The sequence below is a fragment of the Mangrovimonas xylaniphaga genome, from assembly GCF_001280435.1.
Classification (GTDB): domain Bacteria; phylum Bacteroidota; class Bacteroidia; order Flavobacteriales; family Flavobacteriaceae; genus Mangrovimonas_A; species Mangrovimonas_A xylaniphaga.
The window spans coordinates 609,941-623,502 of record NZ_LBIP01000018.1 but is presented as its reverse complement, the minus strand read 5'-3'; the positions used below and the strand labels follow the sequence as shown (position 1 = coordinate 623,502).

The following is a 13,562-nucleotide window of genomic DNA, read 5'->3' as shown; positions in this document are numbered from 1 at the left end:
GTTGTCATAAAATTATTAAACTAAGTATTTGTACGCAATTAATTTAATTTAAAAAATAAGTATTAATACGTATTTTTTTGTTTTTCTGAAAATAGAAACCTCTAAATTCGCTTTCTTATAAAAAATGAGTGTTGAAAATTTGATATTCGCAAGCTCTTATTTGTTTATTGATAAGTTGTTTAGAATCTTAGATATTGTTTATCAGTTGTTTACTTTTTGTTTTAAAGGGATGTTTAAAGTCCTGTTATGATTGCTCTTCTAATTTCAAGGGAATTGTATTTGTTGTATTTGTAATTATAAGATGCTGATTTTATTAATAATTAAATATAGAGCCGATGTTTTGACGATTTTATAAAAATAAGTATGATTTCAAAAAAAAACTTAGTATTGAAATAATTTTATACGTATAAATACTTAATTTTGATTGAAACTCAATTTTTATACTTATGAAAACTGTCATTGTAATTGGAAATGGAATGGTTGGTTATAAGTTTTGCGAAAAATTTGTAGCTAAAGAGGTAAAGGAGAAATATCGATTGGTGGTATTTGGCGAGGAGTCAAGACCTGCTTATGACAGGGTTCATTTGAGTGAGTTTTTTGAAAGTAGAAATGCTCCAGCCTTAGAGTTAGCCCCTGTGAATTGGTATGATGATCATGGTGTTGAGTTGATTGTTGGAGAGCGTGTTGTGGATATAGATAGGGATCTGAAAATGGTGACTACTGCTAGACATAAATCGTTTTCCTATGATTATTTGGTTTTGGCAACAGGATCTACGCCTTTTGTGCCTCCTATCAAAGGAGTTGAAAAAAAAGGCGTATTTGTATATCGTACTATTGAGGATTTGGAGGATATGTTGGATTATGCAGAGGAATTGAAAAAAAAGAATCCCCATCCTAAAGCTGCTGTTATGGGCGGAGGATTGTTAGGTTTAGAGGCCGGTAAAGCTGTAATGGATATGGGCTTGGAGCCTCACATTGTTGAGTTTGCTTCAAAGTTAATGCCACGTCAATTGGATCTACGCAGCAGTAATATCTTGAAACTTAAATTGGAGTCTATGGGGATTCACATTCATTTAAGTAAGGCTACGAATCAAGTTTTGGGGGATGATTATATTTCTGGGTTGGATTTTGGAGAAGATGACGTTTTGGAAGTTGACATGTTGATTGTTTCTGCTGGAATACGTCCTAGAGATGAGCTCGGAAAATGTTGCGGATTGGAGATGGGAGTGAGAGGTGGTATTGAAGTAGATCATGCCATGCGAACTTCAGATCCTAGCATCTATGCTATTGGGGAAGTGGCTCTGTATCAAAAAATGATTTATGGACTTGTGGCCCCTGGTTATGAAATGGCTGATGTTGCTGTTAATCAAATTATGGGGAATTCAGAAGTGGTGATGAGTGAGGATATCGATATGTCGACCAAATTGAAATTAATTGGAGTTGATGTAGCCAGTTTTGGAGAGCCTTACATGCCAGCAAGTAAAGGGTTGTCCATAATTTTTGAAAACAAAACAAAAGGACTTTACAAGCGAATTAATGTCAGTCACGATGGGAAAACTCTTTTGGGAGGTATCTTGGTTGGCGATGTGGTAGATTATAATATTTTACATCAAATGTATCTTAACGGGATGCCTTTGCCGGAGAATGCGGAAGAATTGATTCTAGGGGCTCGTGGGGAAGGTGGTTCTGTTTTTGGAAGTGTGATGGATTTGCCAGATACGGCGCAAATATGCTCCTGCGAAAGTGTTTCTAAAAGAGCCATTTGTAATTCTTTAATAGAAAATCAAGCTATTGATTTGAAAGGGGTGGTAAGATGTACCAAAGCCACCACAGGTTGTGGTGGTTGTAAGCCTATGGTGGTTGATTTGGTAAATGAAACCCTTAAAAAGCTTGGGAAAGAAGTTAAAGATTCCATCTGTGAACATTTCGAATTTACTCGTCAAGAGCTTTATAGTATTTTAAAAATTAGAGGGATCCAGACTTTTGATGAAGCCATTGACAGTTGTGGAAGGGGTGACGGTTGCGAAATCTGTAAACCTGTAGTAGCGTCTATTTTTGCGAGTCTTTATAACGATACAGCTAATAAAGAGGCTGTAATCCAAGATTCCAACGATAGATTTTTGGCTAATATTCAGAGAAATGGTACTTATTCCGTTGTGCCAAGAATTCCAGGAGGAGAAATTACGCCAGAGCGTTTAATGGTAATAGGAGCTGTAGGTAAAAAGTATAATCTCTACACTAAAATAACAGGGGGCCAACGAATTGATTTGTTTGGTGCTCAATTGCATCAGTTGCCTGGCATTTGGAAGGAGCTCATTGATGCTGGATTCGAAAGTGGTCATGCCTATGGAAAGTCGCTTCGTACTGTGAAGAGCTGCGTAGGTTCTACGTGGTGCCGTTATGGTATGGACGAAAGTGTGAGTTTTGCCATAGAATTGGAAAACCGCTACAAAGGTTTGCGTTCTCCGCATAAAATTAAGGGAGGTGTTTCAGGCTGTATTAGAGAATGTGCCGAAGCTAGAGGTAAGGATTTTGGAGTTATTGCTGTTGAAGGTGGCTGGAATCTCTATGTCTGTGGCAATGGTGGAGCAACACCTAAGCATGCTGTATTGCTGGCAGAACAAATTGATAATGCCACATGTCTAAAATATTTGGATCGATTTTTAATGTATTACATCCGTACAGCGGCGCCTTTAATGCGTACTGCAACCTGGCTGGAAAAATTGGAAGGGGGTATTGAACAGCTAAAACGCATTGTAATCAATGATAGTTTAGGCTTGGGAGATGAATTGGAGCGAGAAATGCAAGGCTTGGTGGAGGCTTATCAATGTGAGTGGAAGCAGGCTATAGAGAGTGAAGAAATGACAAAGCGTTTCAAGCATTTTGTGAATTCTGAAGAGACCGACGAAAATATTGTTTTCGTGCCAATGAGAGAACAAAAAATGCCACAACCGTGGTGAAACTTAATATAAAAAAACATGAAAGAAGTATTTTTTTTTAAGGATGATACCAATGTTAGTAATGAGGTTTCGGTATGGTTTAAAGCGGCCAGAGTAGATGATTTTCCTGTGAATGGAGGAGCTTGTGTAAAATACAAAGATAAGCAGGTGGCTGTATTCAACTTTCAGAGGAAAGGGAAGTGGTATGCTTGCCAAAATTTATGCCCACATAAAATGGAAATGGTTTTATCTCGAGGAATGATAGGTGATGAGAGTGGTATTCCTAAAGTGGCATGCCCAATGCATAAAAAGACATTTTCTTTGGAAAGTGGTAAAAACTTGAATGGCGATTTGGATGCTATTGTTACCTATCCTGTAAAAATAGAAAACAACATTGTTTATATCGGATTTTCTGAATAGATTTGAGAGTAACCAAACCTAATTCAGATGACGCAATTTCAAGAGGCCGTGGCTTTAATAGATGAGGAAAATTCAAAAGATCCCAATCTGGAAGTCTTTAATGGGCTGGAATATCCTAAGGAGCTGTTGTATTCCCAAAGAATGTATGAAAAGTTGTTGGATTTTCGTCCAGATGCTTCCGAAGCATTGAAAATTGCAGCTAAGGCACAGCATATTTGCAGATGGAAAATTGCTAGGGATGAGTACCCAATGGATAAGGTTGGATATTTCAATTGGAGAAATGCTTTAAAAGATTTTCATGTTGAAATTACCTCGGGGATTCTTAAATCGGTTGGTTATAATGATGAGTTTGTAGCTCGCGTAGCGGATTTGATTCTCAAAAAAAGACTCAAAAAAGATGAGGAAGTCCAGACTTTGGAAGATGTGGTGTGTTTGGTCTTTCTTCAATATTACTTCGATGCATTTTCAGAAAAACACTCCGAAGAAAAATTGATAGATATACTTCAAAAAACGTGGCGTAAAATGTCGGAACAAGGGCATCAGACTGCTTTAAACTTAAAACTATCTTCAAGAAGTTTGGAGCTTGTTCAAAAGGCATTGGCTTAAACGGATTTTTATGGCAAAAACAGGCAATTCTTTAGACGAAAGCACTTTTAAAAAGTTGAGTCGTTTGTATATAATTGCCTTAAGTGCTATTGCCTTTTCGGTACTTGTTAGCCAATTTATAGTTAGAAATTTTCTTCAGGATCAGCAAAGCGATTCTACTGTTGTAAATGTGGCCGGTCGTCAACGGATGCTCAGTCAAAAGTTGACCAAGGAATTGTTGTTACTGCCTTCAGTGTCTTCCCATTCTGAACAGATTTCTATAGCAGAAAATTTAAAAGAAACAATTGTTTTATGGAAGACGTCTCATGAGGCATTGTTGCATGGAAGTGAAGTTTTGGGTTTGCCAGGGGAGAATAGCATAGAAGTGCAGCAGATGTATTTGGAATTAGCACCTTATTATGAGGAAATGTTTCAATCTGCAGAGACGGTTCTCGGAGATCTTAAGGAACATGGTGAAATTTCTCAAGCTAATTTAGGGAATGCCTTAGGGATTGTAAAAAGTAAAGAAGCTGATTACTTGCGGCAAATGGATGCTATTGTAAATCAGTATAATGTTGAGGCTAGCGCAAAAGTAGATAGATTGAGGGGGCTCGAATTTATGTTGATGTTATTTACATTGTTGGTGTTATTGGTGGAGTTTTTCTTTGTGTTTGCTCCAACGGCCAAAGGTATTCGTGCAACCATTCATCGCTTATTGGAGTCAGAGCAAAATGCGATTGAGATGGCGCAGGAGGCTCATGTTGTGAGGGAGGAAAATGAGCGTTCTGTTAAGGAATTGCGCACGCTTAATAAAATTATGGACCAAACGTTGTTGTTTGCTCGAGTTGCTTCAGATGGTGCCGTACTGCATGTGGGAGATCGGTTCTCTCAGTTTTTTAAGGTGTCGCAAGAACAGAAAACCTCCTCCTTTTCAAATTTAATTACAAGCAATAAAAGTGAGCAAGAATACATAGATGCCTTGGTGGAAAAGCATTCTAAAACGGGATGGAAAGGAGAGGTAGAGCTATCTAATGGAGAAGGGGGAAGTCTGTGGTTGGAAATGTTTGTTATTCCATATGTTTCAACTAAGGACAAACAGGAATTGTTGATTATTGCGTCGGATATTACTAAGATCAAAAAAGCACAGTTGGAAATAGAGATGTTGACTAAACAACGATATGAGGAGAAAATGAGTCAACAAAAGTTAATCTCCAGCAAGATTATTGAAAATCAAGAACAGGAGCAAAACCGTATTGCAAAGGATATCCATGATGGCATTGGGCAAATGCTTACTGGTTTAAAGTTTAATTTGGAAAGCATCGATTTAAAGGATGTTGAAAAAACACGTCTTAAAATTGAAAACCTTAAGGAAGTTGCGGCAAATATCATTTTAGGAGTTAGGGTGGCGACATTCAATTTAACTCCACCAGAACTAACGGATTATGGAGTTGCCTCGGCACTTTCCAAATTGGTCACGGAACTGGTAAAGTTTACAGGGAAGACCATTAAATTTTTTAATAAATCCAATTTTAACCAGAGATTGGATGCTCTTGTAGAAATCAATATTTATCGAATTACGCAGGAAGCCATTAACAATGCTATAAAATATGCCAATTCAACCCATATTATTGTAATGCTATCCCATAGCGATCATATTTTAAGTATTACTGTGGATGATGATGGGGTTGGGTTTGATGCTTCAAATGTAAAGACTTCCAATTTGGACTCCGGAGGTATGGGGATGACCTTTATGCGGGAGCGGGTTACATATATTAATGGCCGGTTGTTCGTGAATTCTTCTTCTGAAACTGGAACGCGCATAACTCTTAACGTTCCCATTTGAAATTTAGGTACTTTTACTTAAAAAAATCTGTATTTTTGTAAGACTAATACTTATGGTATAATGGAAGAAATACGTATTATTCTGGTAGATGATCATGTGCTTGTAAGGGATGGTATTAAAGCTTTGTTGGAAAACGAACAGGAGTTTTTGGTGATAGATGAGGCTTCCAATGGAGTTGAAGCACTTGAGATTTTAAAAGAAACCCAACCCGATTTATTGATTGTGGATATTAGAATGCCTGTAATGAATGGTATTGAAGTGGTGAACGAGGTAAATAGCACATATCCACACTTAAAAACCTTGATATTATCCATGCATGATTCCGAGGAATATGTATTGAATTCTATTGCCGCAGGAGCCGATGGGTATTTGTTAAAAGGATCTAGTAAGGAAGAGTTTTTAAAAGCCTTGCACACAGTGGCTTCGGGAGGAAAGTATTTTACAGGAGACGTTTCGTCTATTATCATCAATAACATGATGGGGGCTACTGTTGCACAGTCTAAAAAAGAATCTTCACAAAAAGAGTTGCCTTTTAAATTGACCAAGCGCGAGAAACAGATTTTAAGTATTGTTCTTCAAGGCAAAAGCAATAAAGAAGTGGCTAAAGAACTAGAGGTGAGTAAGCGTACTGCCGAAGTACACCGTTATAATCTGATGAAAAAGTTGGATGTAAAAAACCTCATTGAGCTGTCTAAAATGGCCGAAGAGTATAATTTGATTTAGTGCTTCAAAATCATTATTTAACTTTTTTCATTTTTATTCAATTTTTTTAAGGTTAATCCAAAATATGACCTCGTATTTGTGATTCTCGTAATATTGCATTGAACCTTAATGATTTGCTTAAAAAATTAAGTATTTATACTTAATTTTAAGTGTTTTAATTCTTTAAGGCATGCAACAGAAAGTCTTTAAAACCACCTGTTCCTATTGCGGAGTGGGATGTGGAATTCTCGTTAAAAAGGGAGCAAACAACAAGGTATCGGTGGAAGGTGATCCAACTCACCCAGTTAATAGGGGTATGTTGTGCTCTAAGGGAATGAATCTTCATTATGTTGCCAATGATCTTTCCGATAGATTATTGTATCCCGAAATGCGATGGAGTAGATCGCATCCCAGGGAACGTGTTACTTGGGATGCAGCTTTAGATCGTACTGCCGCAGTGTTTAAATCCATTATGCAAAAATATGGTCCTGATAGTGTAGGGTTCTATGTTTCTGGACAATGCCTTACAGAGGAATATTATATAGCCAATAAACTGGTCAAAGGTTTTTTGGGAACCAACAACATTGATACCAATTCCAGACTTTGCATGAGTTCTGCAGTAGTTGGTTATAAAAAAACGTTTGGTGAAGATTCAGTGCCTATTTCGTATGATGATATTGAATTGGCCGATTGTTTCTTGATTACAGGGGCAAACCCGGCATGGTGCCATCCTATTCTATTCAGGCGTATCGAGCAGCATAAGGAGTTACATCCTGAAGTGAAAATTATTGTTGTGGATCCTCGTAAAACGGATTCAGCAAGTTTTGCTGATTTGCATCTTCAGATTCTTCCAGGCACCGATGTGGTGCTATATAATGCTTTAGGCCGCTATATTCTTGAAAAGGGATGGGTAGACAAGCGTTTTATAGAAAAGCATACAGAAAATTTTGAAGAATATAAAAAGCAAGTGAAATCTACCTCATTGAGGGAGGCTTCCAAAATTTGTGGCGTTTCCGTGGATGATATTAAAAAAGCCGCTCAAATAATTGGCAATGCGAAAGCCTTTTTAAGCATGTGGGCTATGGGGCTTAATCAAAGTGCCATTGGAAGCCATAAAAACTATGCATTATTAAACTTATCCCTAATTACAGGGCAGGTTGGGAAACCTGGTGCGGGACCATTTTCGTTGACGGGGCAACCAAATGCCATGGGGGGTAGGGAAGTAGGAGGAATGGCCAATCTTTTGGCGGTTCATAAAGATTTGATGAACTCAGAACATCGAAAAGAGGTGGCCGATTTTTGGAAGGTTGACGATATTGCTCCCAAACCTGGATATACGGCTACGGAAATGTTTGATGCGTTGGAAAGTGGCAAAATGAAGGCTATTTGGATTATTTGTACCAATCCTATGGTGAGTTTACCAAATATGAACCGTATTGAGCGCGCCATGAAAAATGCCAAGTTTGTTGTAGTGCAGGATATTTCAAATAGATCGGATACCCTTGAGTATGCCGATGTGGTGCTTCCTGCAGCTGCTTGGTTGGAAAAGGAAGGAACCATGACCAATTCCGAAAGAAGAATTTCCTATCTGCCAAAAGCAATTGAAGCTCCGGGGGAGGCAAGACCTGATGTGGGTATTCTTTGTCAATTTGCCCAAAAAATGGGTTATTCTGGATTTAATTTCAACAACACCTCGGATATTTATGATGAGTATTGCGAAATGACCAAAGGCACCAGAATTGATATTTCATATCTCAATTACCAAAGACTTAAAAATGAAGGAACATTTCAATGGCCGGTAAATTCATATAAACATCCTGGAACGAAACGTCTTTTTGAGGATAAAGTATTCTATACGCCTTCTGGTAAGGCTATGTTCAATGTGCCTGATTTTGTTTGCAATGTGTCCGATGAGCCCAACTTGGAATATCCGTTGATATTGACTACGGGAAGAATTAGGGACCAATGGCATACCATGACCAAAACAGGGAAGGTATGCAGATTGAAAACCCATTATTCTAATCCGGTCCTAGAGATCAATGATGTTGATGCTTATATCAACAAGATAAAGGACGGCGATGTGGTAGAAGTGAAGGCAAAAAATGGTTTGGTTCGGGTTCGAGCAAAGGTTACGGATACTATTAAGCGAGGTGTGGTGTTTTTGCCAATGCATTGGGGAAAACAATTACAAAGCGACCTCAATAGAACCAACAACTTAACCAATACGATATTAGACCCAATTTCCAAAGAACCAGATTTTAAGTATACACGTGTTTCGGTTTCAAAATACAAAAAGCCTAAAGAGAAAATTATTGTTGTAGGGGCCGGAGCGGCAGCCTTTAGGTTTATTCAAAATTATCGAGACCATAATGAAGAGGATGAGCTTCATGTGTTTTCAAAGGAAGTCCATCCGTTCTATAATCGGGTGCTGTTGCCGGAGTATATCACCGAAGAAATGACCTGGGAACAGCTTCAGAAAATTAAAGCCCACGAGCTGGAAAAATTGAATGTAAATATCCATTCGGGCACTTATATAGTTGCAATTGATAGAAAAGATAAGTTAGTAACTGACAGTGATGGAACCTTCCATGCTTATGACAAGTTGATTTTAGCAACCGGTAGCAGGCCGTTTGTTCCGCAGGATATTAATTTAGATTTGCCAGGACGATTTACCTTGCGAAGCAAAAGTGATGCCGATAGATTTCGGAACTATTTAGCTACTTCTGGAGCTCCTTTGGAAGAGCAACATGTTACTATTGTAGGAGGTGGACTATTGGGATTGGAGCTTGCCGCAGCCTTAAAGCATAAAAATGTCAATATTACCATTGTTCAACGGGGTTCTTGGTTAATGGAACGTCAACTGGATCATGTCTCCAGCAAGCTTTTGGCAATGCATGTTCAGGAATTGGGGATTCAGGTTTATTTTTCAAATGAGGTTAGTACGGTTTTCAACGACGAGGAGACGGGTAAACTTAATATCACTCTTAAAAGTGGTAAAAACTTCAAATCGGATGCCATTGTTTATGCTATTGGAACGCGTACCAATATAGAGATGGCCAAAAACAGTGGGATTGTTTGCGGGAGAGGAGTAAAAGTGAATCAATATTTACAATCGTCCGATCCAAATATTTTTGCTATCGGGGAAATTGCTGAATTCAACAATAATCTATTTGGAATTACCTCTGCGGCGGAGGAACAGGCTACGGTTTTGGCTAACTTTTTAGCTGGGGATGTGAGTAGTATTTATAGAGGTTCCATTACTATGAATATTTTGAAATTTAGTGATCTGGACTTATGTAGTTTGGGTGATATCATGGTGCCTGAAAATGATGAAAGTTATGAGATTATTGTTTTGATGGATATGAGTAAGCGCTATTATAAAAAATGCATTGTGAAGGATGATTTGTTGATTGGCGCCGTATTGATAGGAGACAAAAATGAATTTGCAGAGTTCAAGACGCTAATAGAAAGTAAGGTGGAGTTATCTGATAAACGGGAGACTTTGTTACGTGGATCTGTAACTGCCAAGCCAGTTTTGGGGAGATTGGTATGTTCTTGTGGACAGGTTGGAGAAGACAATATTTTGGAGAGTATTAAAGAAGGATGTCAGGATTTTACAGAATTATGTAAACAAACAGGAGCAGGTTTGGGCTGTGGAAGCTGTAAAACAGAAGTTAGGGAGTTGTTGAATCATGTAAATGTGCCGGTGTGATGAAAAGTTTGTCGAGATTGATTGTAAATGGTGGCGTACTTTCTTTAGGAGAATTAAAGTCTATTTGTGATGCTGCCGAGAGTTTAGGTATCAAAACACTGTCTTTTGGCTCTCGGCAGGACATTTTATTTCGGGAGGAGCTTTCCAAACAAGATTTGGAGGCTTTTGGCAATTTGCAGTTTGGAAATGCGAATTCTGTTGAGGTTGAAAATATTATGTCTTCCTATGTAGCTTCCGATATTTTTCAAAGCACCTCTTGGCTGTCTAGTGAAAAGTATTTGTACATCCTAGAACAGTTTAGAAAAAGTCCGTGTTTAAAAGTCAATATTACAGATCCGAAACAACGATTGGTACCGCTTTTTACCGGCCATTTGAATTTTGTGGCTTCAGAGCATGAAGACTATTGGTATCTATATGTGCGCTTGCCCGAATGGCAGCAAATTGAGTTGTACCCTGCTTTAATATATAGTTGGGATATGGCAAGAATTGAACAGGTTATTGAAAGCTTGCTTCAAGAGGAATTGGAGGACATTGATGTACTGTTTGATTTGGTAAGTGATGCGGTGGATACAAATAACAGAACCATTGATAAAGCTTTAGAGGTGCCGTTTTATCCTTTTCCTTATTATGAAGGGATGAATAGATTTGGTAATGATAAGTATTGGCTGGGACTTTATTGGAGGAACAATAAATATGATATTGCTTTTTTAAGAGAGATGTGCGATTTGTGTGCCGAATGTAAAATTGGAAAGATTTCAATTACACCTTGGAAGTCATTTATTGTAAAGGACATTCCTTCTCAGGATAAAATTAAATGGGAAAAATTTTTGGGTAAAAAGGGAATTAACGTGCGTCATTCCATGTTGGAGCTAAATTGGCATTTGCCAGTTGGTAATGCCGAGGCACTGGATTTAAAACATTATTTGGTTGGGATTTTTGATAAGCAGGACATTAGTACTTATGGATTGACTTTTGGAATTACAGAGCAAATTGAGAGAGCAAATTATTTTACTTCTGTGGTGATCGAAAAGAACCGGCCGCCCAAGGGATTGGGGGATATGAGTATAAGGGATACCTATAATTTGTTGTATGCAAAAGATTTCAATCCAAATTCCATGGAATATATCACCCATGTGCAAGAAGTGGATAAGGTGGAATTGCCAGCGTTATTGGTAGAGTTGAGCCAATTGTATTTTGAAAAGTTGGGTATGCAAAAGGGATCTCAAGTTTCAGAAAAAGAACATGTTGATGTCCTTGAATTTGAGGTATATCAATGTAAACATTGTTTAACGGTTTATAATGAAGCTTACGGTGACGTAACTCAAGACATCCAACCAAAAACGACTTTTGAGGAATTGCCTAATGAATATGTGTGTTCTATTTGTGATGCTCCAAAAGGAGACTTTGAATTAAAGCTAGTAAGCAAAGCAATAGTGAATAGTGATTAACCGCCAATGGTAATCATGCTTCTGTTGTTATGAAGTTCGGTATTGTTGAATTCTTCAAAGCTTGAAAGGCCCGCTCTGGTGGCTTTCTTTTTGAATAATGCCAATTGAATTAGAGGTTCTATAGATTCCTTATTTCTAAGGGATGAAAGCAAATTGGTTTCATTGTTTGAAAACAAGCAATTTTTAAGCTTTCCATCGGCAGTTAACCTAATGCGATTACAGCTATCACAAAAAGGGTTGGTAACTGTACTGATGATTCCAAACTGACCTTTAAATCCTTTGATTTTATAATTTCTTGAGGTGAAATTTTGCTCGTTTTCTAATGTTGCAATTTCAGAGGCTCCAAAATGCTCTTGTACTTGAGTGAGAATTTCTTCTTGGGAAACCAATTTGTCCTTATTCCAATTGTTGCCGTCAAAAGGCATGAATTCGATAAACCTTAAAGAGATTGGAAGATTTTTGGTTAAAGTAATTAAATCCACTATTTCGTCATCATTGAAGCCCTTCATCAAAACGACATTTATTTTAACGTTGAAGCCTTCTTCCAAGGCAAGCAAAATATTCTGATAGGTTTTTTGAAATTCATTTCTTCGGGTAATCAGTTGGAATTTCTCAGGATTGAGTGTATCCAAACTAATGTTGACATCCTTAAGACCATAAGTTTTGAAATCATTAACAAACCGGTCCAAAAGTACAGCATTGGTAGTAATAGACAGCTTTGCCGGTAATGTTGAAAGATGTTCTAAGATATCCGTAAAGTCCTTTCTCACCAATGGTTCGCCGCCTGTGAGTCGTATTTTGGTCACGCCATTTTCTACAAATATCTTGGCGATATCAAAAACTTCATCGGCTGTCATTAAATGACTTTTGGGAGTCAATGGAACGCCATTGGCTGGCATACAATAAGTACAGCGTAGGTTACACTTCTCAGTCAATGAAATGCGGAGATAGTTGTGTTTTCGGCCAAAACTATCGGTCAATATGGAATCGTTTTTTTGCATCTATTCGTGTTGCTGTCCTTTTAAAATTTTGAAAACATGTAGGAGGTGAGGGAACACGGCATCCATAGATTCTTTAGCGCCATTCGTAGATCCCGGTAAGGCCAAAACCAAACAATCGGCTAGTGTTCCTGCAACACTTCGGGATAACATGGAATAAGGCGTGCGCTCTTGCCCATAACTGCGGATGGCCTCTTCAATACCAGGAATACGTCGCTCCAAAATAGGTTCCAGTGCCTCTGGAGTAACATCCCGAAATGATAAACCTGTGCCTCCAGTAAAAATGATAAGATTGTGGTTTTCGGAATTAGTGATTGTTTTTTCTCTTATAATATCGATCTCGTCTGGAATCACTTCATATTTGGAAATTACTACATCATTTTGTTCGAGTTTTTCGATAATTGCTTTGCCTGCTTTGTCTTCCTTTAAACCTGCAGAAATAGTATCGGAACATACAAACACGCAAGCTTTAAGTTGCGATCTATGTTTGTTGTTGAAACTACTTTTGCCACCTTTTTTGTCCAAAAGTTTAATCGTGCCAATTTCAATCTGTTTGTCGATAGGCTTTAACATGTCATAAAGTGTCAAGGCAACCACGGAAGCGCCGTGCATAGCTTCAACTTCAACCCCAGTTTTGTATATGGTTTTTATGGTAACGTCAATTTTGATGTCAAGATCCTCAATCTCAAATTCAACAGAAGTAAACTCAATAGGCAGGGGATGACAATCAGGGATAATGTTATGCGTGTTCTTTACGGCAAACAGTCCTGCAGTTTTGGACATTTCAAACACGTTTCCTTTTGGCACCATATTGTTTTTGATGGCGTCTATCGTACCTTGTTTACTGACTTTAACTACAGCTTGGGCTGTGGCAACTCTTAAGGTTTTTATTTTATGGGTAATGTCTACCATGGT

Annotated in this window: 9 protein-coding genes; 7 read left to right on the top strand and 2 right to left on the bottom strand. The window is 38.0% G+C overall.

All coding sequences use genetic code 11. From position 1 onward, the window contains the following. Positions 1-446: 446 nt before the first annotated feature. From nirB to ZA06_RS13740, 7 genes are all read left to right on the top strand, one after another. Complete coding sequence (nirB, locus tag ZA06_RS13770) at positions 447-2,960, top strand: nitrite reductase large subunit NirB (protein WP_053978044.1); 2,514 nt, start codon at positions 447-449, stop codon at positions 2,958-2,960. A gap of 18 nt (positions 2,961-2,978) precedes the next feature. Further along, positions 2,979-3,359, top strand: a complete 381-nt coding sequence (gene nirD / locus ZA06_RS13765; RefSeq protein ID WP_053978043.1) for a nitrite reductase small subunit NirD — start codon at positions 2,979-2,981, stop codon at positions 3,357-3,359. Between the two features lie 27 nt (positions 3,360-3,386). Continuing rightward, positions 3,387-3,965, top strand: coding sequence for a DUF4202 domain-containing protein (locus ZA06_RS13760; RefSeq protein WP_053978042.1), 579 nt, complete (start codon positions 3,387-3,389; stop codon positions 3,963-3,965). Between the two features lie 10 nt (positions 3,966-3,975). Continuing rightward, positions 3,976-5,787, top strand: coding sequence for a PAS domain-containing sensor histidine kinase (locus ZA06_RS13755; RefSeq protein ID WP_053978041.1), 1,812 nt, complete (start codon positions 3,976-3,978; stop codon positions 5,785-5,787). Positions 5,788-5,847: 60 nt separating this feature from the next. Beyond that, positions 5,848-6,510: a response regulator transcription factor gene (locus tag ZA06_RS13750; RefSeq protein ID WP_053978040.1), complete on the top strand. Its 663-nt coding sequence runs from the start codon at positions 5,848-5,850 to the stop codon at positions 6,508-6,510. A 169-nt stretch (positions 6,511-6,679) separates the two neighbouring features. Beyond that, positions 6,680-10,201: a nitrate reductase gene (locus ZA06_RS13745; RefSeq protein WP_053978039.1), complete on the top strand. Its 3,522-nt coding sequence runs from the start codon at positions 6,680-6,682 to the stop codon at positions 10,199-10,201. Next, on the top strand, positions 10,201-11,649 hold the full coding sequence (locus ZA06_RS13740) for a rubredoxin (RefSeq protein ID WP_053978038.1): 1,449 nt from the start codon (positions 10,201-10,203) through the stop codon (positions 11,647-11,649). The genes ZA06_RS13745 and ZA06_RS13740 overlap by 1 nt, the downstream gene beginning before the upstream one ends. Here the strand turns inward: ZA06_RS13740 and moaA are convergent. After that, a complete protein-coding gene (gene moaA, locus ZA06_RS13735) occupies positions 11,646-12,650 on the bottom strand; it encodes a GTP 3',8-cyclase MoaA (protein WP_053978037.1) in 1,005 nt (334 codons plus the stop codon). The genes ZA06_RS13740 and moaA overlap by 4 nt on opposite strands. After that, the gene (gene moaCB, locus ZA06_RS13730; RefSeq protein ID WP_053978036.1) at positions 12,651-13,559 is read right to left on the bottom strand and encodes a bifunctional molybdenum cofactor biosynthesis protein MoaC/MoaB; all 909 of its coding nucleotides are present in this window, start codon (positions 13,557-13,559) and stop codon (positions 12,651-12,653) included. Between the last annotated feature and the right edge of the window lie 3 nt (positions 13,560-13,562).

What these genes read in the sequence shown, in the direction of transcription:
- ZA06_RS13755 (WP_053978041.1), top strand. Translation starts at nt 3,976, where the DNA reads ATGGCAAAAACAGGCAATTCTTTAGACGAAAGCACTTTTAAAAAGTTG.
- ZA06_RS13750 (WP_053978040.1), top strand. Translation starts at nt 5,848, where the DNA reads ATGGAAGAAATACGTATTATTCTGGTAGATGATCATGTGCTTGTAAGG.
- ZA06_RS13745 (WP_053978039.1), top strand. Translation starts at nt 6,680, where the DNA reads ATGCAACAGAAAGTCTTTAAAACCACCTGTTCCTATTGCGGAGTGGGA.
- ZA06_RS13760 (WP_053978042.1), top strand. Translation starts at nt 3,387, where the DNA reads ATGACGCAATTTCAAGAGGCCGTGGCTTTAATAGATGAGGAAAATTCA.
- nirD (WP_053978043.1), top strand. Translation starts at nt 2,979, where the DNA reads ATGAAAGAAGTATTTTTTTTTAAGGATGATACCAATGTTAGTAATGAG.
- moaA (WP_053978037.1), bottom strand. Translation starts at nt 12,650, where the DNA reads ATGCAAAAAAACGATTCCATATTGACCGATAGTTTTGGCCGAAAACAC.
- ZA06_RS13740 (WP_053978038.1), top strand. Translation starts at nt 10,201, where the DNA reads ATGAAAAGTTTGTCGAGATTGATTGTAAATGGTGGCGTACTTTCTTTA.
- nirB (WP_053978044.1), top strand. Translation starts at nt 447, where the DNA reads ATGAAAACTGTCATTGTAATTGGAAATGGAATGGTTGGTTATAAGTTT.
- moaCB (WP_053978036.1), bottom strand. Translation starts at nt 13,559, where the DNA reads ATGGTAGACATTACCCATAAAATAAAAACCTTAAGAGTTGCCACAGCC.